At 66.3% G+C, this 26,189-nt stretch carries 30 protein-coding genes; 13 read left to right on the forward strand and 17 right to left on the reverse strand.

The genetic code is table 11. From position 1 onward, the window contains the following. The 4 genes from BM198_RS06630 to BM198_RS06645 form a co-directional block, all read right to left on the reverse strand. Positions 1 to 504: a putative pterin-binding protein gene (locus BM198_RS06630; RefSeq protein ID WP_083422344.1), complete on the reverse strand. Its 504-nt coding sequence runs from the start codon at positions 502 to 504 to the stop codon at positions 1 to 3. 95 nt (positions 505 to 599) lie between these two features. Beyond that, entirely contained in the window at positions 600 to 956 is a 357-nt protein-coding gene (locus BM198_RS06635) for an Mpo1-like protein (protein WP_074968736.1), read from the reverse strand. Positions 957 to 1,044: 88 nt separating this feature from the next. Then, on the reverse strand, positions 1,045 to 2,526 hold the full coding sequence (locus BM198_RS06640) for a methyl-accepting chemotaxis protein (RefSeq protein ID WP_074968738.1): 1,482 nt from the start codon (positions 2,524 to 2,526) through the stop codon (positions 1,045 to 1,047). A 108-nt stretch (positions 2,527 to 2,634) separates the two neighbouring features. Then, positions 2,635 to 3,441 (reverse strand): TatD family hydrolase, encoded by an 807-nt coding sequence (locus BM198_RS06645; protein ID WP_074968740.1) that lies wholly within the window; start codon positions 3,439 to 3,441, stop codon positions 2,635 to 2,637. Between the two features lie 240 nt (positions 3,442 to 3,681). On the opposite strand from BM198_RS06645, the gene BM198_RS06650 reads away from it, so the two are divergent. Both BM198_RS06650 and BM198_RS06655 read left to right on the forward strand, forming a co-directional pair. Further along, positions 3,682 to 5,097 carry an MltF family protein gene (locus tag BM198_RS06650; protein WP_074968742.1) on the forward strand — a complete coding sequence of 472 codons (1,416 nt, stop codon included), beginning with the start codon at positions 3,682 to 3,684 and terminating at the stop codon, positions 5,095 to 5,097. 112 nt (positions 5,098 to 5,209) lie between these two features. Further along, positions 5,210 to 5,644, forward strand: coding sequence for a DoxX family protein (locus tag BM198_RS06655; protein WP_074968744.1), 435 nt, complete (start codon positions 5,210 to 5,212; stop codon positions 5,642 to 5,644). A 71-nt stretch (positions 5,645 to 5,715) separates the two neighbouring features. Here the strand turns inward: BM198_RS06655 and BM198_RS06660 are convergent, their stop codons facing one another. From BM198_RS06660 to thpR, 5 genes are all read right to left on the reverse strand, one after another. Beyond that, positions 5,716 to 6,750, reverse strand: coding sequence for a lipase secretion chaperone (locus BM198_RS06660; RefSeq protein WP_074968746.1), 1,035 nt, complete (start codon positions 6,748 to 6,750; stop codon positions 5,716 to 5,718). A 46-nt stretch (positions 6,751 to 6,796) separates the two neighbouring features. After that, positions 6,797 to 7,729, reverse strand: a complete 933-nt coding sequence (locus tag BM198_RS06665; RefSeq protein WP_044413795.1) for a lipase family alpha/beta hydrolase — start codon at positions 7,727 to 7,729, stop codon at positions 6,797 to 6,799. Positions 7,730 to 8,036: 307 nt separating this feature from the next. Then, positions 8,037 to 9,071 carry a lipase secretion chaperone gene (locus BM198_RS06670; RefSeq protein ID WP_074968748.1) on the reverse strand — a complete coding sequence of 345 codons (1,035 nt, stop codon included), beginning with the start codon at positions 9,069 to 9,071 and terminating at the stop codon, positions 8,037 to 8,039. 46 nt (positions 9,072 to 9,117) lie between these two features. After that, a complete protein-coding gene (locus BM198_RS06675; protein ID WP_074968750.1) occupies positions 9,118 to 10,050 on the reverse strand; it encodes a triacylglycerol lipase in 933 nt (310 codons plus the stop codon). A 198-nt stretch (positions 10,051 to 10,248) separates the two neighbouring features. Further along, positions 10,249 to 10,794, reverse strand: coding sequence for an RNA 2',3'-cyclic phosphodiesterase (thpR, locus tag BM198_RS06680; protein ID WP_074968752.1), 546 nt, complete (start codon positions 10,792 to 10,794; stop codon positions 10,249 to 10,251). 239 nt (positions 10,795 to 11,033) lie between these two features. Between thpR and BM198_RS06685 the strand changes: the two genes are divergently transcribed. Further along, entirely contained in the window at positions 11,034 to 11,342 is a 309-nt protein-coding gene (locus BM198_RS06685) for a hypothetical protein (protein WP_074968754.1), read from the forward strand. 1 nt (position 11,343) lies between these two features. Here the strand turns inward: BM198_RS06685 and greB are convergent, their stop codons facing one another. The 3 genes from greB to BM198_RS06700 all read right to left on the reverse strand — a co-directional run bounded on the left by greB (position 11,344) and on the right by BM198_RS06700 (position 15,102). Then, complete coding sequence (gene greB, locus BM198_RS06690; protein WP_074968756.1) at positions 11,344 to 11,841, reverse strand: transcription elongation factor GreB; 498 nt, start codon at positions 11,839 to 11,841, stop codon at positions 11,344 to 11,346. A 64-nt stretch (positions 11,842 to 11,905) separates the two neighbouring features. After that, the gene (locus BM198_RS06695) at positions 11,906 to 14,413 is read right to left on the reverse strand and encodes an ABC transporter permease (protein WP_394328334.1); all 2,508 of its coding nucleotides are present in this window, start codon (positions 14,411 to 14,413) and stop codon (positions 11,906 to 11,908) included. 5 nt (positions 14,414 to 14,418) lie between these two features. Beyond that, positions 14,419 to 15,102, reverse strand: a complete 684-nt coding sequence (locus BM198_RS06700; protein WP_074968760.1) for an ABC transporter ATP-binding protein — start codon at positions 15,100 to 15,102, stop codon at positions 14,419 to 14,421. Between the two features lie 10 nt (positions 15,103 to 15,112). On the opposite strand from BM198_RS06700, the gene BM198_RS06705 reads away from it, so the two are divergent. The 3 genes from BM198_RS06705 to BM198_RS06715 all read left to right on the forward strand — a co-directional run bounded on the left by BM198_RS06705 (position 15,113) and on the right by BM198_RS06715 (position 17,086). Continuing rightward, positions 15,113 to 15,718 (forward strand): arylesterase, encoded by a 606-nt coding sequence (locus tag BM198_RS06705; protein ID WP_074968762.1) that lies wholly within the window; start codon positions 15,113 to 15,115, stop codon positions 15,716 to 15,718. Positions 15,719 to 15,774: 56 nt separating this feature from the next. Next, complete coding sequence (locus tag BM198_RS06710; protein ID WP_044401521.1) at positions 15,775 to 16,056, forward strand: hypothetical protein; 282 nt, start codon at positions 15,775 to 15,777, stop codon at positions 16,054 to 16,056. Positions 16,057 to 16,126: 70 nt separating this feature from the next. Continuing rightward, a complete protein-coding gene (locus tag BM198_RS06715; RefSeq protein WP_044401524.1) occupies positions 16,127 to 17,086 on the forward strand; it encodes a L,D-transpeptidase family protein in 960 nt (319 codons plus the stop codon). Positions 17,087 to 17,209: 123 nt separating this feature from the next. On the opposite strand, the gene oprI is transcribed toward BM198_RS06715, so the two are convergent. Next, positions 17,210 to 17,461, reverse strand: a complete 252-nt coding sequence (oprI, locus tag BM198_RS06720; protein ID WP_011335311.1) for an outer membrane lipoprotei OprI — start codon at positions 17,459 to 17,461, stop codon at positions 17,210 to 17,212. A 443-nt stretch (positions 17,462 to 17,904) separates the two neighbouring features. Here oprI and BM198_RS06725 point away from each other — a divergent pair, with 443 nt between their 5' ends. Continuing rightward, the gene (locus BM198_RS06725; protein WP_074968764.1) at positions 17,905 to 19,176 is read left to right on the forward strand and encodes a hypothetical protein; all 1,272 of its coding nucleotides are present in this window, start codon (positions 17,905 to 17,907) and stop codon (positions 19,174 to 19,176) included. Between the two features lie 18 nt (positions 19,177 to 19,194). Beyond that, complete coding sequence (locus BM198_RS06730) at positions 19,195 to 19,476, forward strand: GNAT family N-acetyltransferase (protein ID WP_044401548.1); 282 nt, start codon at positions 19,195 to 19,197, stop codon at positions 19,474 to 19,476. A 59-nt stretch (positions 19,477 to 19,535) separates the two neighbouring features. On the opposite strand, the gene BM198_RS06735 is transcribed toward BM198_RS06730, so the two are convergent. Together BM198_RS06735 and BM198_RS06740 are read right to left on the reverse strand one after the other, a co-directional pair. After that, positions 19,536 to 20,612: a 3-deoxy-7-phosphoheptulonate synthase gene (locus BM198_RS06735; RefSeq protein ID WP_044401551.1), complete on the reverse strand. Its 1,077-nt coding sequence runs from the start codon at positions 20,610 to 20,612 to the stop codon at positions 19,536 to 19,538. A gap of 162 nt (positions 20,613 to 20,774) precedes the next feature. After that, complete coding sequence (locus BM198_RS06740) at positions 20,775 to 21,194, reverse strand: PilZ domain-containing protein (RefSeq protein WP_074968766.1); 420 nt, start codon at positions 21,192 to 21,194, stop codon at positions 20,775 to 20,777. Between the two features lie 48 nt (positions 21,195 to 21,242). Between BM198_RS06740 and BM198_RS30415 the strand changes: the two genes are divergently transcribed. From BM198_RS30415 to cysB, 5 genes are all read left to right on the forward strand, one after another. After that, a complete protein-coding gene (locus tag BM198_RS30415) occupies positions 21,243 to 21,578 on the forward strand; it encodes a YbbN family protein (protein WP_074968768.1) in 336 nt (111 codons plus the stop codon). Beyond that, positions 21,578 to 22,537 carry a putative 2-dehydropantoate 2-reductase gene (locus tag BM198_RS06750; RefSeq protein ID WP_074968770.1) on the forward strand — a complete coding sequence of 320 codons (960 nt, stop codon included), beginning with the start codon at positions 21,578 to 21,580 and terminating at the stop codon, positions 22,535 to 22,537. Before BM198_RS30415 ends, BM198_RS06750 begins: the two co-directional genes overlap by 1 nt. 9 nt (positions 22,538 to 22,546) lie before the next feature. Next, positions 22,547 to 23,449, forward strand: a complete 903-nt coding sequence (locus BM198_RS06755; RefSeq protein WP_044401563.1) for a 5'-nucleotidase — start codon at positions 22,547 to 22,549, stop codon at positions 23,447 to 23,449. Positions 23,450 to 23,492: 43 nt separating this feature from the next. Continuing rightward, complete coding sequence (locus BM198_RS06760; protein WP_044401565.1) at positions 23,493 to 23,993, forward strand: universal stress protein; 501 nt, start codon at positions 23,493 to 23,495, stop codon at positions 23,991 to 23,993. A gap of 121 nt (positions 23,994 to 24,114) precedes the next feature. Then, positions 24,115 to 25,089, forward strand: a complete 975-nt coding sequence (cysB, locus tag BM198_RS06765; RefSeq protein WP_044401568.1) for an HTH-type transcriptional regulator CysB — start codon at positions 24,115 to 24,117, stop codon at positions 25,087 to 25,089. 48 nt (positions 25,090 to 25,137) lie between these two features. On the opposite strand, the gene BM198_RS06770 is transcribed toward cysB, so the two are convergent. Both BM198_RS06770 and BM198_RS06775 read right to left on the reverse strand, forming a co-directional pair. Further along, positions 25,138 to 25,413: a hypothetical protein gene (locus BM198_RS06770; RefSeq protein ID WP_074968772.1), complete on the reverse strand. Its 276-nt coding sequence runs from the start codon at positions 25,411 to 25,413 to the stop codon at positions 25,138 to 25,140. Between the two features lie 4 nt (positions 25,414 to 25,417). Next, positions 25,418 to 26,152, reverse strand: a complete 735-nt coding sequence (locus BM198_RS06775; protein WP_074968774.1) for a phosphoadenylyl-sulfate reductase — start codon at positions 26,150 to 26,152, stop codon at positions 25,418 to 25,420. Positions 26,153 to 26,189 lie beyond the last annotated feature (37 nt).

Below are 26,189 nucleotides of genomic sequence, written 5' to 3' on the forward strand. Positions count from 1 at the left end.
TTACTCGATGAAGATCTCGCTGAGTTGCCAGATGGCGCGGTTGTAGTACTTCTGGGTCCGCAGTTCGTGGTGCTGGTCGAACGGGTACATGAGAAACAGTGGCCCGAGGGATTCCACCGGCATCGGCTGGCCGTCGCGCTGGTAGGCGATGACCGGGGAATAGCGGTTGATGTCGCTGGCCGGGATGATCACCGAGTAGTCGTTCAGTGCGCGCATGCGCAGCTGGGCATTGGCCGGTGGGCTCACGTGCAGCTGGCGCAGCAGGTAGGCCAGGGGCACGCCGCGCCACTCGGAGACGCGATCATCTGCCGGGCCACGGGCCGTGACGGTGGTGGCGGGCATGCTCTGCAAGGTGCGCAGGGTGAAGGTGCGGACGGGTTGCCCAGGGCTGTGCACCTTCAGGGCGGGCAGGTCCAGCGGGTAGGCGGCCTCATCTGCCCGGACCCAGGAACAGGCCAGTAGCGTCAGGAAAATGGTGACAAAAAAACGTCGCTTTAACGGCATGCGACTGTCCTCGGGCCTCGTGGTGCCAGCATATCGTCAGCATGCCGGCAGGCTTGAGGGAATCCGACGAAACGTGATGGCGCTTTGATGTCCGTTCAGGAACGGTTCCGCCAGTTGCGCCACCAGCCGCCGCTGAAGAGGAAGCGCGGGAAGGTCACGAACTGCTCCATCAGGATGCGTCCCACCGCATCGCGGCGGCCGTCGAAGGGCTCCGGCGCTTCGTGCTCCAGGCGGTGGCCGTGGCCTTGCAGGGCGAGGGAGGCCAGCACGCCGATGACCCCCAGCGCCACGGGCAGCCAGGCCAGGTCGAACAGGCCGGTGAGGATCACCAGCACCGAGACGACGAACAGCGGCACGGCGATCAGGTGCAGCACGAGGTTGGTGGGGTTGCGGTGGTTCCTGGCGTAGGTGCGCCACTGCCAGCGGTGAAGATCGGGATGACGTTTGCCCATGTGCGAATCCTCCGGGATTGGCGGGCAGTCTAGGCCGGCCCCGAGGGGGCCGGCGAATGGGTCTTCTCTATGGGTGGGATAGAAGCGGCTACAGCTTGAGCTGGCGGATGGCGCGGGACAGCTCGCTGGCCAGTTCGGCCAGCTCGTTGCTGGTGGCGGCGGAGCCGACGGTCTGGCCGACGGTGAGTTCGGTGACGTCGCGGATGCGCACCACGGCGCGGGTCATTTCCTCGGCCACCTGGCTCTGCTGCTCGGCGGCGACGGCGATCTGGGTGTTGCTCTCACGCATCTGCGCCACGGCACCGGCGATGGCGGCCAGGGCTTCGCCGGCTTCGTGGGCCTGCTGCACGCAGCTGTCGGCCTTGTAGGAGCTCTCCTGCATGAACTCCACGGCGTCCCGGGTGCCGGACTGCAGGGCGTTGATCATGGAGGTGATCTCGTCGGTGGAGTCCTGCACACGGCGGGCGAGGTTGCGCACCTCGTCGGCCACCACGGCGAAGCCACGGCCCATTTCCCCGGCGCGGGCGGCTTCGATGGCGGCGTTGAGCGCCAGCAGGTTGGTCTGCTCGGCGATGCCGTGGATGACGCTGACCACGCTGCTGATCTTCTGGCTGTCCTCGGCGAGGCGGCCGATCATCTCGGCGGTCTGCTGCACGCCGCTGGACAGCCCGGCGATGGACTCACCCACGCGGCTGACCACCTGCTGGCCATTGCCGGCCAACTGGTCGGCGGTGCGCGACTGGTCGCGGGTGTCGGCGGCGTGCTGGGCGATGTGGTGGACGGTGGCGGACATCTCGTTGATGGCGGTGGCGGCCTGGTCGGTCTCGCTCTGCTGCCCGAGCATGCCCTGGCGGACCTCGCCCATGCTGCCGGCGAGGCGGGCGGCACCTTCGTCGAGGCGGGCGGTGACCTGGGCGACGGTGCCCACCACGCGCTGGAAGCCCGACTGCATGGCGTTGAAGGCGCTGGCCATCTGGCCCACTTCGTCGCGGCTGTCCAGCGGGACGCGGGCGGAGAGGTCGCCGCTCTTCTCCACGTGGAGCATCACATCCTTGAGGGTGTTGAGGTGGCTGAGCAGGAAGCGGATCAGCAGCTGCGAGGACGCCAGCAGCACGATCATCAGCAGGAACACGGTGACGGCGTAGTTGAGGGTGCGATCAGCGAACACCTCGATGAAGCTCGGCCCTCGGGCCAGCACGGCCACGCGCTGGCCCTGGCCGGCGTCCTGCACGTGGGCACCGATGACCGGGTCGCTGCCGAAGAGGTTGTCATGGGGGAGGTCGACCCAGCCATTGGCACGGGCCAGCGCCGAGCCATCGACACCGCGCACATCGGGGCTGCTGCCGCTGGCGAAGACCACCACGTCTCCGCCACCGGGCAGGGCCTGGCCGCTCGGCCAGGCCTTGAGCAACTGCGCCCTGGATTGCGCCGCCTCGCGGGCAGCCTGCTGGCGGGCATCCTGCTCCAGGGAAATGGCATGCAGCACCAGGAGCAGGGTGGTGGCGAACGCCACCGCGTTGACGGCCCAGAACTTGTACTTCAGTGACAGGTCGCGAATCCATTTGCCCATGGGATCGTTCTTCTTCTCGGTATGGCTGTTGGCAAGGTGCCAGCATTGTTTCGCAGCACTCTGACGCGAAACTTGATCCTTATCAATTCGCACTTTCGCACGAAGAGGTTAGGCGATATCTGGCAGCCCAAAGAACTGACGAGCGCATGCCGTGCTGTGTGAGGCGAGCTGTTCCTGGGACTCGCCCCGGTGCAGCGCGACCTCCCGCAGGACTTCCGTGAGGAAGGCCGGCTCATTGCGCCCATGCTTGGGTTTCGGCCGCAAACTGCGAGGCATTAGGTAGGGCGCATCACTTTCCAGCATCAACCGACCGGCGGGAATGTCCCGCACCAGCGGGTGCAGGTGGGTGCCACGGCGCTCATCGCATATCCAGCCGGTGATGCCGATGTGCAGGTCGAGGTCCAGGTAGGCGTACAGCGTGCGCTGCTCGCCGGTGAAGCAGTGCACCACGGCGGCGGGCAATTGGTCGCGGAAGGGGCGGAGGATCGCCAGCAGGCGTTCGCTCGCCTCGCGCTCGTGGAGGAACACCGGCTTGCCCAGCTCCACGGCCAGCGCCAGCTGTTCTTCGAGGGCTTTCTCCTGCTGCGGGCGGGGGGAGAAGTCGCGGTTGAAGTCCAGGCCGCATTCGCCCACGGCGCGCACGTCCGGCTCGCTCAGCAAGGCCTTCAGGCGACGAGCGGTATCGGCGTTCCAGTGGCTGGCATCGTGGGGGTGGACCCCGGCGGTACTGAACAGCCGTTGCCGCTCGGGATCGAGCCGGCGGGCCAGTGCCAGAGCGGCTTCGCTTTCCTTCTCGCTGGTGCCGGTGAGCACCATCTGCACCACGCCGGCGGCGATGGCGCGCTCCAGAAGGGCTTCGCACTCGGGGGCGAAGCTCGGGTGGGTCAGATTGACGCCGATGTCGATGAGTTGCATCTTTCCTACCTCTCTGATGCGAGCGGGGCAGGATAGCAAGCGCCCGATCAGTCGAAAAAGCCAATATTTACGTGGGGTTATGCGGGTTCGTCGGCAGGGTGACCGCCGGTGGCTGGCAATGCACGGCGGGCTGTGACACTCTCCGCGCCCCCTCGCTGGCGCCCAGGGAACTCCCCTGTGGCATGGCGTTCTCAGTCGCTCGGGTTCGCATGGTGCGGGCCGTACGGGTCCGGAGATCAGATGACGCGAATCCTGCCGCTGCTCGTGTGCCTGCTGGCCCTGCTGCCGTTCCCGGCGGCGGCGCGCCTGGCCGGCCCGCCGGAGAACTGGCAGCAGCCGAGCGAGGCCCGCGACCTGGCGCAGATCCGCCGGACCGGGGTGCTCAAGGTGCTGGTCAACCAGAGCCGCAACAGCTCTGGCGAGGTGAAGGGCCAGGCCATCGGCGTCGAATACCACCGCATCCGTGCCTTCGAACAGTTCCTCAACCGTGATGGGCGCCCGCTCGAAGTGCGCATCATTCCCCGCCCCAAGGACCAGCTCGCCGCCGCATTGCTGCGCGGTGAGGGGGATCTGGTCGCTCCCGGTGAACTCCTCGATCCCCGTGCCACCTCGGACGTCAGCGCCAGCGCGCCGGTGCGTGAGCACGTGCCGCTGGTGCTGGTGGCGCGCACCGGTGACCGGCGTTTCCAGCGCCTGGAGCAATTGGCCGGGCGGGTGGTGACCCTGCCCGCCGGCAGCGGCGCGGCGGAGGCGGTGCGCAAGGTGAACCGGCAGCTCGCCCAGCGCCACCTGGCGCCCATCGCCATCGAGTGGGTGGACCCCAGCCTGGCGGTGGAAGACGTGCTGGAGATGGTGCAGGCCGGCATCTATTCGATGACGGTGGTGGAGCAGCCCATTGCCGAGCGCTGGGCCAAGGTGCTGCCCAAGCTGCGCATCGACCGCCACCTGGTGCTGGATAACCAGCGCGACATGACCTGGTACGTGCGCCGCGATGCGCCGATGCTGCGGGCCAGCATCGACCGCTTTCTGGCGACCTACAAGACGCCGGCAGACCAGGACGCCACCTTCCAGCGCGTCTACCGGCGCCTCTACAAGGTGCGCTACCCGCTGGCCCGGGCCGACCGCCAGCGGCTTGAGAAGGTCCGCCCGGTGCTGCAGCGCTTCGCCGACGAGCACGCGCTGGACTGGCTCAACCTCGCTGCTGTGGCCTACAAGGAGTCCAGCCTCAACCCCGGTGCGCGGGGCGCCAGCGGGGCGACCGGGCTGATGCAGATCACCCCGGCTGCGGCACGCTCGGTGGGGGTGGGTGACATCCATGCGCTGGACAAGAATGTGCAGGCCTCGGCCCGTTACATGGCGAAGCTGCGCAAGGGCTTCTTCAACAGCGCCCAGCTCAACGAGCGTGAGCGCATGGCCTTCGTGCTGGCGGCCTACAACGTGGGCCCGCAGCGGGTCCAGAGCCTGCGCGCCGAGGCTCGTCGGCGGGGGCTCAATCCCAACCAATGGTTCTTCCAGGTGGAGCGCGTTGCCGCCGAGCAACTGGGCATGGGCGTGGTGAGTTATGTCAGCGCGGTCAACAAGTACTACCTGGCTTACGCCCGGGAGCGGGACGACCTGGAGGGGCAAGTCCGCGTGGCCAGTCGAGGGCGTAAATAATCGATTTTATCGATAGCGATTACGGGTTTTTTGCGATTTTAATATCGATAAATTTGGATAGGATGGCGTCCACCTGAACCCACAACGCTTCACAACGAAAGGAACAGCCACCATGTCGAACACCCTCAAGCGCCTCTTCTCCACCAACGCCGGCATCGGCATCACCCTGCTTCGCGTCGTCACCGGCCTGACCTTCATGGCCCACGGCTCGCAGAAACTCTTCGGCCTGTTCGGCGGCTACGGCCTGGCCGGCACCGGCCAGTGGATGGAAAGCATCGGGCTGACCCCGGGCTACCTGATGGCCCTGATGGCGGGCAGCGCCGAGTTCTTCGGCGGCCTGGCCCTGGTGATCGGCCTGCTGGTGCGTCCGGCGGCGCTGTCGCTGATCGTGGCGATGGTGGTGGCGACCTTCAGCGTGCACTGGGCCAGCGGCTTCTTCATCACCGACGGTGGCTTCGAGTACGCGATGATCCTCGGCCTGATCGCCGCGACCCTTCTGATCGAAGGGGCCGGGCGCTACTCCCTGGACCGCAAGCTGGCGCAATAACCTGGCGTTCGCAGCAAGCCCTACACGCAAAACCCGAGGCAGTCACTGCCTCGGGTTTTTTCATGGGCGGCTTATGGGGCGGCCTGCTCGGCACGACGGCTGGCCAGTTCCAGGGCGGCATTCAGGCGCAGGCGCTCGCGTTCGTCGAAACGCTCCTCCGCCAGGCGCTGGATGGCCTGACGCCGGTCTGCCTCGCTCAGGCCGGCGTTGGCTTCGATGCGCAGTTTCTCTTCCTGGAAGGCGGCGATACGGCGATTCCAGCCCTGCCGGCGGCCGTCTAGTTCCTCCAGGCGCTGGGTGGCCTCGGCGCCCACCAGTTGCTGGCGCAGGCGGCGGATCTCCGCGGGGCTGGCCCCTTCGGCCTGCAGGCGGCTGGTGGCGGTACGCAGTTCCACTTGCAGTTGCGGCAGGAGCGCATCGTGCAGCTCCTCAGGCAATGCCTGGCGCAGCCGGTCCACGGCGGCCGCCTTGGCGTCGTCGTCGAGGCTGGCGTCGTGGCGGATGGCCAGGCGCTCGAGGGTGAAGCGGTTGTACGCCTCCTCGCGGGCGAAGAACGCCTGGTGGGCTTCCGGGCTGAAGATCCGTGCGCGCAGGGCGGCCACGGCGTCCTCCCGCTGGCGCAGGGCCGCGAGGTCGGTCTGCTGGGGCAGGTCGCGTTCCAGTTCGATCAGTTGCCGCTTGTAGTCCAGGTACTGCTCCAGCAGTGCCAGGGCCTGCTGCCGGGCGGGCTCCTGCAGCTGGCTGGCGACGTAGTCGCGCAGCCGCTGCACGGTGGTGGCCAGGGGCTCTTCACCCATTGCAGCGAGGAAGTAATCGAACAGCAGGCGTATGTCTTCCTCGATCACCAGGTTGCCGGCCGCATCCACTCGCAGACGGCCATCGACTTCCGTCCCGGCGAAGGAGGGCGGGAGGGGGGCGATGGCTGTCGGCAGCGGCGGTGGGCCGGTGAGCGCAGGTTCGGGAGATTCGATGGGTTCGGCCGCTTGCGGGGTGATGGTCGGGAGTGGGCTGCCGGTGCCCGGTTCGGCCTGCTCGGCGCCCTGGTGAAGGAACACGGCAAGGCCGCCGGCGAACAGCAGCGGGATGGAGAGAAGGCGCTTTTTCACGGTTACCTCGGATGAGGGACGGAGCCCGGAGGCTCCGCCCATGGGGTTACAGCCCTTCGTTTTTCAGGCGGTTGGCGTGCTGGCGGTAGACGCTCACAGGCGGCGTCTCGAACAGGCTGACCAGGCCGAACAGGTGGTTGACCTCGTCCAGGTGGTTCATGCGGTAGTCGTCACGCACGACCCTGCCCAGGTGGGAGCTGCAGCGGCCGACCAGCCCGTCGTTCTGCTGGCCCTTGAACGGCAGCGAGGTGATGAGCAGCAGGGGGTCGCTGATATCGAGGGGGTTGGTGAGGGTGCGGACGCCGCTCCAGGAGTAGTAGCGCACACCCCGGGCAGCGTAGGCGCCTTCGCCGCAGACGGTGGTGGGGACGCCCTCGGGGAAGCGGGCGTTGAACTTGGCCGAGCCGACGGGCGTCAGGGATTCCAGGCCGGCCAGCACATCCTGGGGCAGTTTGCTGGAGCTGCCGGAAATGACGTTGATCACCTTGCCGATGGCGTTGGCGATGTTGGCGAGGAAGGCTTCGCCGGCGGAGTCCCGTGGGATCTTGCGCAGGAAATCGGCGGTGGCGGAGCCTTTGTGGGGGCTGCCGACGGAGGTCACCGAGGCCACCAGGTTGGGTCGGATGCCGGCGACGTAGCGCGCGGTCGGGCCGCCGTGGCTGTGGCCGATGAGGTTGACCTTGGGCTTGCCGCTGATGGCGACGATGTCTTCCACCTGCTCCAGCAATTCCTCGCCGCGGGCCTCGGTGGAGTTCAGCTGGCTGACCTCGGCGACGTAGACGGTGGCGCCGTGGCGTCTCAGCTCGGAGGGGATGCCGTACCAGTAGTCGATCCCGAGGATGCGGTCGAAGCCGAACATGCCGTGGGCCAGGACGATGGGGTACCGGGTCTGGGTGTAGCCGGTGGCGGCGAAGGACTGGGCGGAGGCGAGCAGGCCGGCGCCGAGGCCGAGGGCCAGGAAAAGTTTGCGTTTCGTCATGAAGTGCTTGCTCTTGCGGTTGATGGATGGGGACGCGGCGCTTCCCGCAAGGTGGCGTCTCGTCCGTGGAACGCTCAGGGCAGTTGGGGCTCTTCGTGAAAGCTGGAGTGGGCGTTTGTCGGGCCATGACGGCCCAGTCGCCCGAGGCGGCAGGAGTATGCACGCGCCTACCGTGTCGAGTTGGCTGACACGCTTAACGCGTTTTGTAGGTTGTTTCTGAGGACTGGAGGCTGCGGCCTCTGTGAAAGCGGAGGGCGTGCAACGTGTGGCGGTACCCCTGCCCGCGTCGGGTGCGGGCAGGCGGTTGCTAGGGAGCGGGTTTGTCGGTTCGCCGGCTGGCCAGCTCCATGGCGGCGTTCAGGCGCAGGCGCTCGCGTTCGTCGAAGCGCTCCTCGGCCAGGCGCTGGATGGCCTGGTGCTTGTCGGCCTCGCTGAGCCCGGCATTGGCTTCGATGCGGGTTTTCTCCTCCTGGAAGGCCGCGATGCGGCGGTTCCAGCCTTGCCGACGGCCGTCCAGTTCCTCCAGGCGCTGGGTGGCTTCGGCGCCTACCAATTGCTGGCGCATGCGGCGGATGTCCGCCGGGGTGGCGCCTTCGGCCTGCAGGCGACTGGTTTCCACCCGCAGTTCGGCCTGGAGCTGGGGCAGGACGGCATCCTGCAACTCCTCGGGCAGGGACTGCCGCAGGCGGTCCACGGCCTGGGCCTTGGCGTCGTCGTCGAGGCTGGGGTCATGCCGGATGGCGAGGCGATCGAGGGTGAAGCGGTTGTACGCCTCTTCCTGGGCGAAGAACGCGCGGTGGGCCTCTTGGCTGAAAAGGCGCGCGCGCAGGGCGGCGACGGCATCTTCCCGCTGGCGCAGGGCGGCGAGGTCGGCCTGGCGGGGCAGGTCGCGCTCCAGTTCGGCCAGCTGGCGCTTGTAGTCCAGGTATTGGTCCAGCAGGGCGAGCGCCTGCTGGCGGGCGGGTTCCTGCAGCTGGCTGCCGATGTAGTCGCGCAGGCGCTGCACGGTGGTGGGCAGGGGCTCCTCGCCCATGGCGGCTAGGAAGTAGTCGAAGAGCCGGCGCACGCCTTCTTCGATCACCAGGTTGCCGGCGGCGTCCACCTGCAGGCGGCCATCCACTGTGGTACCGGCGAAGGAGGGTGGCAGGGCAGCAACCTTCGGGGGCAGGGAGGGGGCGGCGTCGCTGGCGGCCGGTTCGGGGGAGAGGGCCGAGTCGCTGGCCTGCGGGGCCGGTGCGGTGATGACAGGCGCGGCACGGCGGGCCTGGCCGGTGTCGATGTAGAGCAGGGCGGCGAGGCAGCCGGCGAACAGCAGGGGCAGGGACAGCAGGAGTTTCTTCACGGGCACCTCGAACAGGGGGCGGGGCCCGAAGGCCCCGCCCGTTGGGTCACAGTCCGTCGTTCTTCAGGCGGTTGGCATGTTGCCGGTAGACGGTGACGGGGTCGGTCTCGAACAGGCTGACGAGGCCGAAGGTCTGGTTGACCTCGTCCAGGTGGTTCATGCGGTAGTTGTCACGCACCACCTTGCCCAGGTGGGAGCTGCAGCGGCCGACGAGGCCGTCGGTGGCTTCGCCCTTGAAGGTCAGGGCGGTGGCGGCCAGCAGGCCGTCGCTGACGTCCAGCAGGTTGGTCATCGGGCTGGTGCCGCTCCAGGAGTAGTAGCGCACGCCATTGACCTGGTAGGCGCCTTCGCCACAGGCGGTGGTGGGGATGCCCTGGGGGAACTTGGCGTTGAAGCGGGCCGCGCCCTGGCTGTTGAGCGACTCCAGGGAACCGAGTGCGTTCTGCGGCTGGGTGCTGCGGCTGCCGGAGAGGAAGTTGATGAGGCTGCCGAGGCCGTTGACGATGCCGGCCAGGACGGCTTCACCGGCAGAGCCCGGGGGGATCTGGCGCAGGAAGTCGGCGGTGGCGGAGCCCTTGTGCGGGCCGCCGACGCTGGTGGCAGAGGCGACCAGGTCGGGGCGTACGCCGGCGACGTAGCGGATGGTCGGGCCGCCGTGGCTGTGGCCGATGAGGTTGACCTTGGGCTTGCCGCTGATGGCGACGATCTCTTCCACCTGTTCCAGCAGCTCTTCGCCGCGTGCCTCGGAGGTGTTCAGCTGGCTCACCTCGGTGACGTACACGCTGGCGCCGTCACGTCGCAGGGCGGAGGGGATGCCGTACCAGTAGTCGACGCCGAGGATGCTGTCGAAGCCCAGCATGCCGTGGGCCAGCACGATGGGATAACGGGTCTGGGTGTAGCCGGTGGCGGCCAGTGATTCTCCGGAGGCGGCCAGGCCGACTCCCAGGGCGAGGGCGAGCAGGATCTTGTTGTTGTTCATCGGGTGCTCTCGTGGGTGGTGGAACAGGCAGTGTGGAGTGCGTCCCTGCTACTTCGCGCCCCGTCCCGGGGGCGCACATCGGCGTGGAGCCCGTGGCAGATTCCATGCCATTGCGGGCCGCAGGTGCCCGTGCCTTCTGGGGCGGGCGTTTCGCCGTTGTTTACAGCCGTTCACCCAACGATGCGGGCCGTTTCCCTGTTACTGAGTGAAACGCGCGTTTGAGTCGTCTGCCCGTAACGGCCAACTGTGCACGGCGCGGTAATGGAGACGGTCTCCGTGGTTTTCCGAAGAAAACAGGGTGAAGCGGTCGGCGACCCAATCGAAGGTTTGGGGTGCGCCCTCGGGGCGCTGGCGAGCCCGCCGGGCCAGGGTGACGTGAGGGCGGTAGGCGCGGCGTTCCTGGGGGAAGCCGGCGGCGTTGAGGCGCTCGGCGAGGGTTGAAGCCAGGTTCAGCAGGGCGGCGGGCGGCTGGCTGGGCGCCAGGTACAGCAGCCCCTGCTGCCAGAGGTCCAGCCGGTCCAGATGGAGGGGGAAGGCATCGGCCTGGATGCCGTCCGCCAGGGCGAGGAGCTCATCGAGGCGTTCGCTGGGTTGGCTGCCCAGGAAGGCGAGGGTGAGGTGCAGGTTGGCGACCGCCACCGGCTGGCCACCGCAATCTAGGCTGTCGCGCCAGCTGGCCATGGCCGAGGCGACGAGGTTGGGCAGTGGCAGGGCGAAGAACAGGCGCAGGGGCGGTGTTGGCATGGCGATCCTGGGTGGAATTGAAGGGGGGAGGGTGGCGTTCGGAATCTTCCCAAAGGGTGACGAGAGTTGTCTTGACAGTGCCGAGGCGCCTTCTCTAGGATTTCGCCCCATGCGCCGATTTAAGACAGCTACTTGCAGGGCGCGGCAGGGGATTCCCCTCGAAAAATACTGCTAAAGCGCTGGTTCGGTGTCGCCTCCACCGCTGCCCAGCGGCAACAACGAGGCAGAGACACGACAACATGACCTGTCCGCAACCCCAGATCCGCCTGACCCCCATCACCACCGGCCCCGCGCCGCGCAATCCGCGCATCCTGCTCAGTGGTGCCAACCAACCCAAGTTGCTGCGTTACCTCGACGGCTGGCCGAAGCGCTGGAACGGGTCGCGCAACCTGCTCATCCAGTTCGCCCTCGACGCCCAGGCCATGCAGCGCTACGCCCGGGACAGTTTCGACATGGCGGTGGTCCAGGCGCCCTGCGCGGAAGACCTCGAGGAACTGGTGCACGAGCTGGTCCGGGTCGCCCGTCAGGGGCAGATCACCCGCCGCTGATTCAGGGGTACTCGATCTCCACCAGGTACCAGGTCTTCTCGCCGGTGGGCGTGTTGACCCGGACCTCGGCGTCCAGCGGCTTGCCCACCAGGGCGCGGGCCAATGGCGAATCGATGCTGATGAGGTTCTGCTTCAGGTCCAGCTCGTCCGGCCCGACGATGCGGTAGCGGGCCTGTTCGCCGTCCTCGTCTTCCAGGGTGACCCAGGCACCGAAGTACACCTTGCCCGGGTCCGCCGGGCGCTCGCGTACCACCTTGAGGTTCTCCAGACGCTTGGTGAGGAAGCGCACGCGGCTGTCGATCTCCCGCAGCATCTTCTTGCCGTAGGTGTATTCGGCGTTCTCGGAGCGGTCGCCCTGGGCGGCGGCCTCGCTGACGGCTTGGGTCACCTTGGGCCGGCGCACGTGCCAGAGCTCTTGCAGTTCGGCGCGCAGGCGGGCTTCGCCTTCCGGGGTGATCAGCGGGGTGCCGGCGGTGCGAGGGGGGCGGTAGCGGCTCATGGGGCAGGGGTGTCTCCGGGAACGGGCCGCCGAGTCTAGCAAGGGCTCGGCGGCCACGGCAGGGTCAGCCTTCGCGCAGGACCTGGAGCGGGCTGGCCGTCAGGGCGCGGCGCGTTCCCAGCAGGCCTGCGCTGCCGACCAGCAGGGCGCCGATGACCGGCAGGAGCAGCAGCCAGGGGTGTGGCTTCCAGTCCAGGTTGAAGGCGTAGGTATAAAGGAGGGCGCTGACCAGTTCGCAACCCAGTGCCGCCAGCAGGCCGCTGCAGGCGCCGAGCAGGGCGAACTCGCGGCGCCGGGCCTGTTGCAGCAGGCGCCGCTCGGCCCCCAGGGCCCGCAGCAGCGCGCCCTGGCGCAGGCGCTCGTCGAGGGTGGACTGCAGGCCGGCGAAGAGCACCGCCAGGCCTGCGGCGAGCACGAACAGCAGGACGAACTCCACCGCCACCGTCACCTGGGCGAGGATGCTGCGCAGCTGCTTGAGGATGGCTTCCACCTCCAGCAGGGTGACGGCCGGGAAGTCCCGCGCCAGCTGCACCAGTTCGCGGTCGTGACCCGGCGGCAGGTAGAAGCTGGTGAGGTAGGTGGTGGGCAGGTCGGCCAGGGAGCCGGGCGCGAAGATCATGAAGAAGTTGGGCTGGAAGTTGTCCCAGTCGACGGTGCGCAGGCTGGTGATGCGCACTTCCCGTTCCATGCCGCCGACCACGAAGCCGAGCCGATCGCCCAGTTTGAGGCCGAGGTTGGTGGCGAGTTTGGCCTCCACCGAGACGCCGGGCAGCTCGTCGGGCGCTGCCTCGTCCCACCACTGGCCGGCGCTGAGGCTGTTGCCCGGCGGCAGCTCGGCGGACCAGGTGAGGCTGAGGTCGCGCTGCAGGGCGCGCTCGCCCTGGGAGTCCTCGGTGGCGTGCTCGCTGGCGGGCTGGCCGTTGATGCGGGTCAGGCGCCCCGGGATCACCGGGTAGAGCGGCGCGGCATGGGGGGAGAGGGCCTGGATGCGCTGGTCGAAGGCGTCCTTGTCGGCGGGCAGGACGTTGAGGACGAAGTAGTTCGGGGCGTTTTCCGGCAACTGGTCCTGCCAGGTGTCCAGCAGTTCGCCACGCAGCAGGGCGACCAGGGCCATGGCCAGCAGGATCAGGCCGAAGGCGAGCGACTGGCCGGCGGCGGCCAGCGGGTGGCGCAGCAGCTGACCCAGCCCGAGGCGCCAGGGCAGGGCGGCGCGGGCGAGCGCCCGGCGCAGGGCATTGAGCCCCAGCAGCATGAGGCCACCCAGCAGCAGGGTGGCGAGCAGCCCGCCGCCGAGCAGGGCGAGGGTCAGTTTCAGGTCCAGGCTCAGGCGCCACATGATCAGCCCGAGGGCGAGGATGGCGGCGCCATAGACCAGCCAGGCGCTGGGCGGTACGGGGAGCAGGTCCCGGCGCAGCACCCGCAGCGGCGGTACGCGGCCGAGTGCGGCCAGGGGCGGCAGGGCGAAGCCGGCGAGGGCCACCAGGCCGGTGGCGATCCCCGCCAGGGCCGGAATGAAACCGCCGGATGGGACTTCCGCGGGCAGCAGTTCCCGCAGCAGGTGGAACAGGCCCAGTTGGGCAAGCCAGCCGAGCAGGGCGCCCACGAGGCTGGCGGCCAGGCCCAGGATGGCCAGCTGCAGGGCATACAGGGTGAGTGCTTCGCGGCGGGACAGGCCGAGGCAGCGCAGCAAGGCGCTGGCGTCGAAACGCCGGGCGGCGAAACGGGCAGCGGAGAGGGCGACCGCAACACCCGCGAGCAGCACGGCGGCAAGGCTGGCGAGGTTGAGGTAGCGCTCGGCGCGGGAGAGGGCGCCGCCGACCTGGCGGTTGCCGTCGCGTGCATCTTCGATGCGCTGGTTCGCGGCGAGGGTGGGCTCCAGGGCGGCACGGTAGCGTGCCAGAGCTTCGGCCGGGCCGCTCCACAGTTCCCGGTAGCGGACACGGCTGCCGGGTTGCACCACGCCGGTGGCATCGAGGTCGGCCAGGTTCATCATCAGGCGCGGGGTGAGGCTGTAGAAGTCGCCGGCGCGGTCGGGTTCGTAGGTGAGTACGCGGGTCAGGCGCAGGGTCTTCTGGCCGACATCGACGCTGTCGCCGGGCTTGATGTCGAGGGCGGTGAACAGGCGTGATTCGGCCCAGGCTTCACCCGGCGCGGGGCCGGCACCGGCCTGCTCTTCACCGTAGGGTTGGGCGGCGCTGCGCAGTTCGCCGCGCAGGGGGTAGCTGCCGTTCACGGCCTTGACGCTGGCGAGCTGGATGCCGTTGTCGCCGGCGATCACGCTGGAGAACTCGACGGCGCTTGCATGGCGCAGGCCGAAGCGGGTGCCGACCTCCACCTGTTCGGCGCTGGCGGGGGAGGAGCCGCTGAGCAGCAGGTCGGCACCGAGGAATTCGGTGGCGCGCAGCAACATCGCGCCGTTGAGGCGGGCACCGAAGTAGCCGATGGCGCTGCTGGCGGCCACGGCGACCAGCAGGGCGAAGAACAGCACGCGTAGTTCGCCGGCGCGGGCGTCCCGCAGCAGTTGGCGCAGGGCCAGTGCGAGCAGGCGCGAGAGTGGCAGGCCTCCCTTCATCGCCATCAGGGTTCCACCCGGTCGATCAGGTGGCCGGCTTCCAGGCGGATCAGGCGCTGGCAGCGATGGGCCAGGCGTTCGTCGTGGGTGACCAGCACCAGGGTGGTGCCGCGCTCCTGGTTCATTTCGAAGAGCAGCTCGGTGATGCGCTCGCCGGTGTGGCTGTCGAGGTTGCCGGTGGGCTCGTCGGCGAAGAGCACGTCCGGCTCGGCGGCGAAGGCGCGGGCCAGGGCAACGCGCTGCTGCTCACCGCCGGACAGTTGGCGGGGGTAGTGCGTCAGCCGCTGGCCGAGGCCGACCCGTTCGAGCAGGCTGCGGGCGCGCTGGCGGGCATCACGGTGGCCTTCCAGTTCGAGGGGCAGCATGACGTTCTCGAGGGCGTTGAGGCTGTCCAGCAACTGGAAGGACTGGAACACGAAGCCGACATGCTCGGCCCGCACGCGGGCGCGCTCGTCTTCGTCCAGCCGCGAGAGGTGGTGACCGGCCAGGGTGACTTCGCCGGAGCTGGGCAGGTCGAGCCCGGCCAGCAGGCCGAGGAGGGTGGATTTGCCCGAGCCGGAGCTGCCAACGATGGCCAGGCTGTCGCCTTGCGCGAGGTCCAGGTCGAGCCCCTGGAGGATGGTCAGTTCACCTTCCGCGCTGGGGACCACTTTGCTAAGGTGCCGCGCATTGAGAATGCTTGGGCTCATGGAGAATCCGATGCGTGCTGGGTGGATGGGCTGCTGCCTGGGGCTGTTGCTGCTGGCGCAGGAGGCTGCGGCGGGGACCGTGCTGGTCGTCGGGGATAGTATCAGCGCTGCTTTGGGGCTGGAAACCAGCCAGGGCTGGGTCTCCCTGCTGCAGAAAAAGCTCGATTCCGAGCGTATCGATCACCGTGTGGTGAATGCGTCCATCAGCGGCGACACCAGTGCTGGCGGGGCTGCGCGGCTGCCTGCGCTGCTCGGCGAGCACAAGCCGGAAGTGGTGATCATCGAGCTGGGGGGCAACGATGGTTTGCGTGGCCAACCCCCGGCGCAATTGCAACAGAATCTTGCCTCGATGGTTGAGCAGTCCCGGCAGGTGGGCGCAAAGGTACTGGTGCTGGGCATGCGCCTGCCGCCCAACTATGGCAAGCGCTACACCGATGCGTTCGCTCGTGTGTTCAGTGACGTGGCCAAGGAACAGCAGGTGCCGCTGGTGCCGTTCTTTCTCGAGGGCGTCGGAGGCGTGGAGGGCATGATGCAGGCCGACGGTATCCATCCGGCTGCCGGTGCCCAGCAAAAGCTGCTGGAAAACGTCTGGCCGTCGCTCCAGCCGCTGCTTTGAGGCTTTTCCGAGACGGGGCTTTCGGCTAATGTTGCGCACCCGCTCCGGAGTCCCCCATGCCTCGCCCCGCCTGGTCCCTGCACGCCTATAAGCTGATCGAGCCAGACGAGCAGCTCGACCTGTTCGCCTGCCGTGAGGTCCGCCTGCATCTGGTGGCGCGCCAGCTCGAGTTGGGGGGCTACGCCGACCGTACGTTGTGCGGCGGGCTGCTGCCGGCCATGCCCCGTTGGTGCGAGGTGGGCCGAAGCCTTCTGCAGGATCGCCGGTTGTGCCCGTTCTGCAAGCAGGAACTCGAGGCGCAGCGCGATGGCAAGCGGCCGGAGTGGCCTGACAGCTAGCCTCCCGGCTGCTGGCGGGCCGGTGTACAATCCGCCACTCATTTTTCAACCCTCAGCCAAGGATTCCCGGATGTTGTCGCGCGTTCCCGCCGTCGCCCGTACCCTGTCTCTGGCCGCCGCTGTGCTGGCCGGTAACGCCGCAGCACTGGAGCTGCCCCTGCCGCCCCCTGGGGAGGATATCGTTGGCCAGGTCCAGGTGATCAAGGCCAAGTACGAGGACACCTTCGCCGACATCGGCGTGGCCAATGACCTGGGCTACCTGGAGATGGTCGCGGCCAACCCGGGCGTTGATCCCTGGCTGCCGGGCGAAGGCGCCGAGATCATCCTGCCGACCCGCTTCATCCTGCCGCCGGGGCCGCGCGAGGGGATCGTGATCAACCTCGCCGAGTACCGGATGTACTACTTCCCGAAAGGGCAGAACGTGGTGCACACCTATCCGCTGGGCATTGGCCGGGAAGGCTGGGGCTCGCCGATCAGCACCACCAAGATCACGGCCAAGACGCCGAATCCGGCCTGGTACCCGCCCAAGTCGATCCGTGAAGAGCACGCTGCCGATGGCGACCCGCTTCCGACCGTGGTACCGGCGGGGCCGAACAACCCCCTCGGTCCGTTCAAGTTCACCCTGGGCCTGCCGGGTTACCTGATCCACGGCTCCAACAAGAAGTTCGGCATCGGGATGCGCGTCAGCCACGGCTGCTTCCGCATGCTCAACAACAACGTGCTGGAACTGGCCAAGATGGCGCCGGTGGGCACGCCGGTGCGGGTGATCAACGAGCCGTACAAGTTCGGTGTCAGCGGCGGCAAGATCTACCTGGAGGCCCACGCTCCGCTGGACGACCATGGCGATCCGTCCGTGGTCGACAAGCACACTGCGGTGATCAATGCGCTGCTCAAGCGCGAGGACCTGGTCAACACCATCCGCTTGGACTGGGACGTGGTGCGTGAGGTGGTGGCGGCCGAAGACGGCCTGCCGGTGGAGATCGCCGAGCCTTCGACGTCGGTTGCTGCCAGCGCTACGCCCGCACTCTGATCGCATCCAGAAGACCCGCCTCCCATTCGGGTGGCGGGTTTTTTATTGCCGGCGACTTTGTGCAAGCAATAAAAAACCGACCCAGTTGCCTGGGTCGGTTTCAGGTAAAAGCCTTGTGGGCTATTACTTGCGGCTGGCTTTTTCCAGCATGCGCAGAGCGCGCTCGTTAGCCTCGTCAGCGGTCTGCTGGGCTTTCTGAGCGGCGGCCAGAGCTTCGTCAGCCTTGCGGTAGGCTTCGTCAGCACGGGCTTGAGCGCGAGCAGCTGCGTCTTCGGTAGCGGTCAGACGAGCTTCGGTTTCTTTGGAGGCGCTGCTGCAACCGGTGGCCAGAACAGCAGCCAGAGCCAGAGCAGAGAATTTCAGAACGTTGTTCATCGTGTTCCCCTTTAAGGTGGACATTTCCATTAAAAGCAATTCCCCGAGCGTGGGAAATTAGCCGGCGTACATACTACCCATAACTTGTAGTAAGTAAACTGACGGGGCGCAAGGCGGACACTTTTTTTTCACCTTGGCTGCCTTTTTACCCACTGACCACGGGCGCTTGAGCAAAAAACGACCAGAAAACCGCTGTTCACCACAAGCGAAGTTCAAATTCTAGCTGCTGTATGCGGCATTGAGCTGTTGAGTGGGCTGCAATGGGTTATCGATAAGTTGAATTGACCTGTCAGCGCCGGACAGCAAGTTGCCGTCACCCGCACTCTTCAGTGAACTTCTTCACGTAATGGAAAAGTGTTTGTACCGCCATCGTGGGGCGGATGGTGGCACCTTGGGCGCACTGATAAGCTCGTCGCATTTTTTACCGCCTCAAGGATGGCGTCATGGCAAAACTTCTCAAGTGGGCGGTGCTGGGTGTTCTTGCGCTGGCCGTGCTGATCAAGGGTTCTTTGTGGCTCTCCGTGCGTTCCATCATGAACGAGGCGGTCACCAAGCTCTCGCCGGTCATGGACATCAGCTACGGCGGCATCACGTCGTCGTTCGACGGCCGTGTCGGGCTGGAGAACGTCACGATCCGCGTTCCTGCCCTGGGGGACAGCCTGCAGGTGCAACACGCGCAGCTGCGCTTCAACGGGCTTCGCGAGCTGCTGAGCTTCAAGGAGCGTCTGGAGGAGGGCAAGCTGCCCAAGCAGATGTCCGTCGAGCTCAAGGGGCTGCAGCTGGCAGTCCATGGCCCGTTCATGCAGCAGCTGTATGACGCGCCGGCCGAGCGCAGCATCTTCACTGCAATGAGTGAGGTGGCATGCGGCAAGGTGAGCCACATCGGCACCAACGAGCTGCTGGACATGGGTTACCGGACGTTCGAGACCGATGCCCAGTTCTCGTACCAGCTGGAGGAGGGGGCCAAGCGCCTGACCTTCAACCTCAAGGCCGATACCCGCGACATGGGGGATACCCGTCTCAGCCTGTCCCTGATCAACATGCCGGACAACCCGGGTGACCTGCGGGTCAACCCGCCGCGCGTCTCCAGCGTGGTGTTCGAGTTGAACGACAACCAGTACCAGCGCAAGGTGCAGGACTTCTGTGCCGGCAAGCTGGGCCAGTCACGCGATGCCTACCTCAAGACGGCGGTGGAGCAGTTCGACCGCAACCTGCGGGCCCAGCGTGTCGCGCTCGAGCCTGCCGTGCTGGAGGCCTACGGCCGTTACCTGAGCGATCCCCAGGCACTGCGCCTGGAGCTGAGCCCGAGCGAGGGCATGGCCTGGGAAGGCCTGGAGTTCTTCGAGCCGAAGGACGTGATCGGCATGCTGCGCCCGGTGGTGCTGGTCAACCAGCAGGCTGTCCAGCCGATCGCCTTCTCCTGGGTCGATACCACCAAGCGGCCGGAGATGAAGGGCAACGAGCGGGTGTCCGCCGAAGTCGAAAAAGATGAAGACGCCGGTGCCTCGCCGCGCTACGAGTTCGTCCAAGTCTCCGATCTGGCGGGATACAAGGGCAAACGCCTGCAATTCATCACCTACGATGGCGCCTATTACCAAGGTGTATTACACAAGGTGGAGAACGGTAAGGCGTTTCTCAGTGTCCAATTTGGGTCCGGCTCGGCTGAAATGTTCCTTCGGCTCGAAAAGATAGATAAGGTACGGGTGATGTTCTAAACCCGCAGAGGAGTTGCGATGAGCGAGGCGTTGTCCATCCATCATGACCAGGCAGGTCATCAGTTCGAGACCACCGTGGATGGTCACCGTGCTTACCTGGCCTATATGGATCTCGGCAAGCAGACCCTGGATATCTACAGGACCTTCGTGCCGAACGCGCTGCGCGGACGCGGCATTGCTGCGGCGCTGACCGAGAAGGCGCTGAGCTTTGCCGAAGACCAGGGTTACACCGTGATTCCCTCATGCTCCTATGTGGAGCGCTATATCGAACGCCGCCAGCGCCACGCTCCGAAGGAGTGAAGACGCTGAAACAAAAACGCCGGGCAATGCCCGGCGTTTTTGTTTCAGCAGCAGCCCTTTCAGCTGCGCTTGCGCTTGGGCAGCACGTCCTTGAGCTTGGCGTGCATGGAGCGCAGGGTCTTCTCGGTGGTGTCCCAGTCGATGCAGGCATCGGTGATGGAGACGCCGTACTGCAGCTGGTTGAGGTCCTTGGGAATGGATTGGGCACCCCAGCCCAGGTGGCTTTCCACCATCAGGCCGACGATGGAGTTGTTGCCCTCGAGGATCTGGTTGGCGACGTTGTCCATCACCAGCGGTTGCAGCGATGGGTCCTTGTTGGAGTTGGCATGGCTGCAGTCGACCATGATGTTCGGCTTGATGCTGGCCTTGGTCAGGGCTTGCTCGCAGACGGCGACGCTGACCGAGTCATAGTTCGGCTTGCCGTTGCCGCCACGCAGCACCACGTGGCCATAGGCGTTGCCTTTGGTGGTGACGATGGAGACGCCGCCTTCCTGGTTGATGCCAAGGAAGCGATGCGGGCTCGACACCGACTGCAGGGCGTTGATGGCTACGGTCAGGCTGCCGTCGGTGCCGTTCTTGAAGCCCACGGCCGAAGACAGGCCGGAAGCCATCTCGCGGTGGGTCTGGGATTCGGTGGTGCGGGCGCCGATGGCCGACCAGCTGATCAGGTCCTGCAGGTACTGCGGGGAGATCGGATCCAGGGCTTCGGTGGCAGTCGGCAGGCCTTTCTCGGCCAGGTCACGCAGGAGCTGGCGACCGATGTGCAGGCCGTCCTGGATCTTGAAGGAGTCATCCAAGTAAGGATCGTTGATCAGGCCTTTCCAGCCGACGGTGGTGCGGGGCTTCTCGAAGTACACGCGCATGACCAGGAACAGCGTGTCGGAGACCTCGGCAGCCAGGCCCTTGAGGCGGTCGGCGTATTCGTGGGCAGCCTTGATGTCGTGGATGGAGCAGGGCCCCACGACCACGAACAGGCGGTGGTCCTTGCCGTCGAGGATGTCACGGACCACCTGGCGGCCATGGGCGACGGTCTGCAGGGCGGCGTCCGTCAGGGGGATTTCGCGTTTCAGTTGCGCCGGGGTGATCAGGGTCTCGTTGGAGGCAACGTTCAGGTCGTCGAGCGGTAAATCAGCCATGGTGCTAGTCATTGGAATTCAGTCGTCGGGTCACGGGTGCTTGACCGCCACCATCCCCCGAGCGGCGGAGCACGGCATTGAAGGCGTGGCAGGGACGCGGAACCTTAACGCTTTAGGCAGTGGCTAGACAATGGCGCCAAGGTCGCAATTGGACGGAAGCGGTCAGTTCAGGCTGGCGGCCGAGAACTCGGTGGCATGCTGGGCAATCCACTCCTCGGCGATCTGCTCGATGGGCTGCGTTTCGCCCGACTCCGCCTCGCGCTGCTTGCGGTAGGCCTCGATCTGGCAGACCTGCTCCACCATGCGGGCGCGGAACAAGGACTCCTCGTCGGTGAAACAGATGCCGACGAGGTAGTCGTCCGGCTGCTTGCGGCACCAGGCCACGATCCCTGGGCAACTGGCTTGCTCACCCAGCAGGGGGATTCGCAGCTCGATTGCCGTGCCCTTGCGGAAGCCCCTCGTGGAGTTGCACGCCACCCCGCCGAGGCTGATATTGTGCAGCCGCTGTCGCGGCAGGAAGTTGTGCTTGCGCAGAACCAGTTCGACCGGCAGGTCGCTGGGGTGACGCAGGAATCGGCGCATATGAGTACTCCCTTGTGCCAGTAGTCTGGCCCGGTTGGAGGATGCGGCTTGCATGAAATCGAGTTGAGCGACTTCGACGCTGATCAGCGTCTGCTCAGTCTGCCCGGAACCTCCCTGCTGATATTCACCAGCATAGGCTGTGCCAGTTGTCGGTGGGCGCGCCGCCATTTGCCCAGCCTGGACCTGGCCGTCGACCGATTGTGCTGGATAGACGCAGCCGATAATGGTGGCCTGGTCCAGCGCTACGAGGTATTCCACCTTCCCGCCCTGTTCCTGGTGCGGGATGGCCAATTTCTTGGCGCCCTGCACAGTACGTTGCGGGACGCTGACCTGAACGAGAACCTGGCGGCTGCCCACCAGCGCCAGGCTGAGGAGCTGCCCTGATGAGTTCGACCCCATCCCCCCGCATCGGCATCATCGGCACCGGCGCCATTGGCGGTTTCTACGGGCTGCTGCTTGCCCGCGCCGGATTCGATGTGCATTTCCTCCTTCGCAGTGAATACGAGACCGTGAGCCGCCAGGGGCTGCGCCTGTCCAGTGCCGTTCATGGCGAACTGGCGCTGCACCCGGTGAATGCCTACCGGGATGCGGCGGCGATGCCCCCGTGCGACTGGCTGCTGGTGGGGGCGAAGACCACCAGCAATGCCGAGCTGGCACCGTTGATCAGCCAGGTCGCTGCGCCGGGTGCCCGGGTGGTGCTGTTGCAGAACGGCCTTGGAGTGGAGGAGGCATTGCGCCCCCTGCTGCCCGCGCACCTCAACCTGTTGGGCGGGCTCTGTTACATCTGCGTCCACCGCGAGGCCCCGGGGCACGTGGTGCACCAGTCCTTGGGGGCCGTGAACCTTGGCTACCACAGCGGGCCCGCGACCGATGCCGCCGAGCGCATGGCTCTTCTCGAGGAGGGGGTGGCCTTCTTCAGGGCTGCCGGGCTGGACTCCACCGCCATGCCCAGCCTTGAACAGGCGCGCTGGCAGAAGTTGGTGTGGAACGTTCCCTATAACGGCCTTTCCGTTGTGCTCAATGCGGGCACTACCGCGTTGATGGGCAACCCGGACAGCCGCGCGCTGATCCAGGCGTTGATGCAGGAAGTGGTGGAGGGCGCCTTGGCCTGCGGGCATACCCTGCCGGAGGGCTTTGCTGGCAAGTTGCTGGCCTCGACGGACCGCATGCCCGACTACCTGCCCAGCATGTACCACGACCACGTGCAGCGGCGGCCTCTTGAGCTCGAGGCCATCTATGCGGCCCCCCTGGCTGCTGCGGAGGCTGTAGGGTGTGACCTCCCGCGAATCCGGGCGCTCTACCAGGCGCTGCGTTTCATTGATGCCCGCAACCGCACCGAGTGAGTCGCCAGGATGAGCGCGCTGAACGACAAGCTGGTGCTGGCGATTTCCTCCCGGGCACTGTTCGACCTCGATGAGAGCCATCGCGTCTACGAGTCGGAAGGGATCGAAGCCTATCGCCAGTACCAGATCGAACATGAGGACGAACTGCTGGAGCCGGGTGATGCCTTTCCCCTGGTGCACAAGCTGCTGGCCCTCAATGAGCAGCTCGGCCAGGCGCGGGTAGAGGTGATCCTGGTCTCGCGCAATAGCGCCGACACCGGCCTGCGGGCGTTCAACTCGATCCAGAAGCACGGCCTGGCGATTTCCCGGGCAGCGTTCTCCGGTGGTCGCAGCCCCGGGCCTTACCTGAAGGCCTTTGGCTGCCACCTGTTCCTCTCCACCCACGTGGAGGACGTCCGGGTGGCGTTGCAGGCAGGTTTTGCCGCGGCGACCATTCTCCCCGGCGCGCCACGCAGGGCGTCCAGCAGCGAGTTGCGCATTGCCTTCGATGGCGACGCCGTGCTGTTTGCCGATGACGCTGAGCGCGTCTACCAGTCCGGCGGGCTGGCTGCATTCCAGGCTCATGAGCGTGAGGCAGCGTTGAGGCCGCTGGACGGTGGGCCGTTCAAACCCTTCCTCTCGGCGCTCAACCAGTTGCAGCGCGAATTGCCCGTGGATGGCTGCCCGATTCGTACCGCGCTGGTCACCGCGCGCTCCGCTCCGGCCCATGAGCGGGTGATCCGTACCCTGCGCGACTGGGACATCCGCCTGGACGAGTCGTTCTTCCTGGGCGGGCTCGAGAAGTCCGCTATTCTCGACGCCTTTGGCGCCGATGTATTCTTCGACGACCAGGCCGGCCATTGCGAGAAAGCCCGCGAAGTGGTCGCCACCGGGCATGTACCGCATGGCGTGAGCAACGAGCCGAAGATCTGACTAAGCTGATGCGAGGCCCGCCAAGCAGGCAGTAGGAGGCCTCATGATTCGCTCGATTCTCTATGCGACCGACCTCGGGTTGTACTCGCCCTATGTCCTTCAACATGCCCTTTCCCTCGCCAAGGCCCACAGGGCCGAACTCTACGTGGTGCACGCGGTGGAGCCCCTCGGGCTGTTCGCCGAATCCGTCCTGCAGACATACCTGGACGAGACCTTGCTAAAGGAGTTGCGTGCCCAGGGCCTGGGCACGGTGATGGCCAGCATCGAGCAGCGGGTTCTCGAGGGTTTTCGTGACGAGATCGGCGATGCGGAGAATGAGCTGAGCCTGATCAAGGCCGTCCGGGTGGTGCAGGGGGACCCGCCGCAGATGATTCTCGAGGAGGCCCAGAAACTTGGCGTCGATCTGCTGGTCGTAGGCAGTCACAGTCACGGCGCTGCGCTCGAGACGCCCCTCGGTCGTACCGCCTCCCGTCTGGTGCAGCTCTCCGAGGTGCCGGTCTACCTGGTTCCGATGCTCCAGCACCGCGGGCGCGGCGAGTTCTGATACGCCGACGAAAGAGCGTGCAGGAAATAAAAAAACGTCTAGTTTTAACCCTCAAACCATTAATATGGTTATAAAAGGTCACCGACCACCTACGCGTCGCCATCTGCTCTGAGGGACATCTATGAAGCTTCAGCAACTGCGCTACATCTGGGAGGTGGCGCACCACGACCTGAACGTCTCAGCCACCGCGCAGAGCCTTTATACCTCGCAGCCGGGTATCAGCAAGCAGATCCGCCTGCTCGAAGACGAGCTGGGTGTCGAGGTCTTCGCCCGCAGCGGTAAGCACCTGACCCGCGTGACACCCGCCGGGGAGCGGATCATCAACACGGCCGGCGAGATCCTCCGCAAGGTCGAAAGCATCAAGCAGATCGCCCAGGAGTTCTCCAACGAGAAGAAGGGCACCCTCTCCATCGCCACCACCCACACCCAGGCGCGCTATGCGCTGCCGCCGGTGATCAGCAGCTTCATCCGCCAGTACCCCGATGTGTCCCTGCACATGCACCAGGGCACCCCGATGCAGATTGCCGAGATGGCCGCCGATGGCACTGTCGACTTCGCCATTGCCACCGAAGCCCTGGAGCTGTTCGGCGACCTGGTGATGATGCCCTGCTACCGCTGGAACCGCTGCGTGATCGTGCCCCAGGGCCACCCCCTGGCCAAGCTGCCGAAGCTGACCCTGGAAGCCCTGGCGGAGCATCCCATCGTCACCTACGTATTCGGGTTCACCGGGCGCTCCAAGCTGGACGAAGCCTTCAGCCACCGCGGCCTCACGCCCAAGGTGGTGTTCACCGCGGCTGACGCGGACGTGATCAAGACCTACGTGCGCCTGGGCCTGGGCGTCGGCATCGTGGCGAAGATGGCGGTCGATGCGAAACTGGACAGCGACCTGGTGGTGCTGGACGCCAGCGAACTGTTCGAGTCCAGCGTGACCAAGATCGGTTTCCGCCGTGGCACCTTCCTGCGCGGCTTCATGTGCGACTTCATCGAGAAGTTCGCTCCCCACCTGACCCGCGAGATGCTCGCCAAGGCCGTGCAGTGCCACAACAAGGTGGAGTTGGACGAACTGTTCCAGGACGTCGAGCTGCCCACCTACTGATTTGCACCCATCAACGAACAAGCCCGGCAATCGCCGGGCTTGTTCGTTTCAGCCTGCCTCCAGGACCTCGTGGAGGAATTCGTGGAAGACAGTGTAGACCCGCTCGCGGCCGTCGTCCGTTCGCACCACGAAGAAGGGGGCGCTGTCCACGCCGTAGAGCTGTGCCGCGATCCAGCCCGGGCCGGCAGGGTCGCGCTCGTCTGCCACCAGGGTGCGGTCGATGCGCGACAGGTGGTTGCCCCGTTCCAGCAACCGCATCACATCCTTGCACTTGGCACAGGCCGTTCCATCGGCCAGGACCTTGGTCACCAGGGTGATGCGCATCCTGTCACTCCCGGGCGATCAGATTGCCGGCGTGCAGCCCGCATTCCTTCTGGGTGGCTTCCTCCCACCACCAGCGGCCTTCGCGCTCATGTTGGTTGGGCAGCACCGGGCGGGTGCAGGGCTCGCAGCCGATGCTGATGAAGCCGCGCTCGTGCAGCGGATTGTAGGGGATCTCCAGCATGCGGATGTACGCCCAGACCTCTTCGCTGCTCATCTGCGCCAAGGGGTTGAACTTGTAGAGAGGCTTCTCCGGCGTGGAGAAGGCGCCGTCCACTTCCACGGCAGCCACCTTGCTGCGGGTGCCGGGGCTCTGGTCGCGGCGCTGGCCGGTGGCCCAGGCGCTGACGCCCGAGAGCTTGCGCCGCAGCGGCGCGATCTTGCGGATGCCGCAGCATTCCTCGTGGCCGTCCTTGTAGAAGCTGAACAGACCCTTCTCACGGACGAAGGGCTCCAGCTTGGCGGCGTCGGGGGAGAGCACCTCGATGGCGATGCCGTAGTGTTCGCGGACCTTGTCGATGAAACGGTAGGTCTCCGGGTGCAGGCGGCCGGTATCCAGGCTGAACACCTTCACGTTCTTGTTCAGCTTCCAGGCCATGTCCACCAGGACCACGTCCTCGGCGCCGCTGAACGAGATCCACAGGTCGTCGCCGAACTGCTCGAAGGCGAACTTGAGGATCTCCTGGGGGGATTTGCTGGCGTAGGACGCAGCAATATCGGTGACGTCGAAGGGATGGCTCATCAGGCGGACTTCCTACTGGCTACGGCGCTACGCGCTC

Source organism: Metapseudomonas otitidis (assembly GCF_900111835.1).
GTDB classification, from domain to species: Bacteria; Pseudomonadota; Gammaproteobacteria; order Pseudomonadales; family Pseudomonadaceae; genus Metapseudomonas; species Metapseudomonas otitidis.

What these genes read in the sequence shown, in the direction of transcription:
- BM198_RS06640 (WP_074968738.1), bottom strand. Translation starts at nt 2,526, where the DNA reads ATGGGCAAATGGATTCGCGACCTGTCACTGAAGTACAAGTTCTGGGCC.
- BM198_RS06750 (WP_074968770.1), top strand. Translation starts at nt 21,578, where the DNA reads ATGAGTTCGACCCCATCCCCCCGCATCGGCATCATCGGCACCGGCGCC.
- cysB (WP_044401568.1), top strand. Translation starts at nt 24,115, where the DNA reads ATGAAGCTTCAGCAACTGCGCTACATCTGGGAGGTGGCGCACCACGAC.
- BM198_RS06710 (WP_044401521.1), top strand. Translation starts at nt 15,775, where the DNA reads ATGCCTCGCCCCGCCTGGTCCCTGCACGCCTATAAGCTGATCGAGCCA.
- BM198_RS06760 (WP_044401565.1), top strand. Translation starts at nt 23,493, where the DNA reads ATGATTCGCTCGATTCTCTATGCGACCGACCTCGGGTTGTACTCGCCC.
- BM198_RS06665 (WP_044413795.1), bottom strand. Translation starts at nt 7,729, where the DNA reads ATGACGAAACGCAAACTTTTCCTGGCCCTCGGCCTCGGCGCCGGCCTG.
- BM198_RS06725 (WP_074968764.1), top strand. Translation starts at nt 17,905, where the DNA reads ATGGCAAAACTTCTCAAGTGGGCGGTGCTGGGTGTTCTTGCGCTGGCC.
- BM198_RS06705 (WP_074968762.1), top strand. Translation starts at nt 15,113, where the DNA reads ATGCGTGCTGGGTGGATGGGCTGCTGCCTGGGGCTGTTGCTGCTGGCG.
- thpR (WP_074968752.1), bottom strand. Translation starts at nt 10,794, where the DNA reads ATGCCAACACCGCCCCTGCGCCTGTTCTTCGCCCTGCCACTGCCCAAC.
- BM198_RS06755 (WP_044401563.1), top strand. Translation starts at nt 22,547, where the DNA reads ATGAGCGCGCTGAACGACAAGCTGGTGCTGGCGATTTCCTCCCGGGCA.
- BM198_RS06655 (WP_074968744.1), top strand. Translation starts at nt 5,210, where the DNA reads ATGTCGAACACCCTCAAGCGCCTCTTCTCCACCAACGCCGGCATCGGC.
- BM198_RS06685 (WP_074968754.1), top strand. Translation starts at nt 11,034, where the DNA reads ATGACCTGTCCGCAACCCCAGATCCGCCTGACCCCCATCACCACCGGC.
- BM198_RS06645 (WP_074968740.1), bottom strand. Translation starts at nt 3,441, where the DNA reads ATGCAACTCATCGACATCGGCGTCAATCTGACCCACCCGAGCTTCGCC.
- BM198_RS06635 (WP_074968736.1), bottom strand. Translation starts at nt 956, where the DNA reads ATGGGCAAACGTCATCCCGATCTTCACCGCTGGCAGTGGCGCACCTAC.
- BM198_RS06730 (WP_044401548.1), top strand. Translation starts at nt 19,195, where the DNA reads ATGAGCGAGGCGTTGTCCATCCATCATGACCAGGCAGGTCATCAGTTC.
- BM198_RS06735 (WP_044401551.1), bottom strand. Translation starts at nt 20,612, where the DNA reads ATGGCTGATTTACCGCTCGACGACCTGAACGTTGCCTCCAACGAGACC.
- oprI (WP_011335311.1), bottom strand. Translation starts at nt 17,461, where the DNA reads ATGAACAACGTTCTGAAATTCTCTGCTCTGGCTCTGGCTGCTGTTCTG.
- BM198_RS06775 (WP_074968774.1), bottom strand. Translation starts at nt 26,152, where the DNA reads ATGAGCCATCCCTTCGACGTCACCGATATTGCTGCGTCCTACGCCAGC.
- BM198_RS06700 (WP_074968760.1), bottom strand. Translation starts at nt 15,102, where the DNA reads ATGAGCCCAAGCATTCTCAATGCGCGGCACCTTAGCAAAGTGGTCCCC.
- greB (WP_074968756.1), bottom strand. Translation starts at nt 11,841, where the DNA reads ATGAGCCGCTACCGCCCCCCTCGCACCGCCGGCACCCCGCTGATCACC.
- BM198_RS06630 (WP_083422344.1), bottom strand. Translation starts at nt 504, where the DNA reads ATGCCGTTAAAGCGACGTTTTTTTGTCACCATTTTCCTGACGCTACTG.
- BM198_RS06695 (WP_394328334.1), bottom strand. Translation starts at nt 14,413, where the DNA reads ATGAAGGGAGGCCTGCCACTCTCGCGCCTGCTCGCACTGGCCCTGCGC.
- BM198_RS06740 (WP_074968766.1), bottom strand. Translation starts at nt 21,194, where the DNA reads ATGCGCCGATTCCTGCGTCACCCCAGCGACCTGCCGGTCGAACTGGTT.
- BM198_RS06770 (WP_074968772.1), bottom strand. Translation starts at nt 25,413, where the DNA reads ATGCGCATCACCCTGGTGACCAAGGTCCTGGCCGATGGAACGGCCTGT.
- BM198_RS06675 (WP_074968750.1), bottom strand. Translation starts at nt 10,050, where the DNA reads ATGAACAACAACAAGATCCTGCTCGCCCTCGCCCTGGGAGTCGGCCTG.
- BM198_RS06650 (WP_074968742.1), top strand. Translation starts at nt 3,682, where the DNA reads ATGACGCGAATCCTGCCGCTGCTCGTGTGCCTGCTGGCCCTGCTGCCG.
- BM198_RS06715 (WP_044401524.1), top strand. Translation starts at nt 16,127, where the DNA reads ATGTTGTCGCGCGTTCCCGCCGTCGCCCGTACCCTGTCTCTGGCCGCC.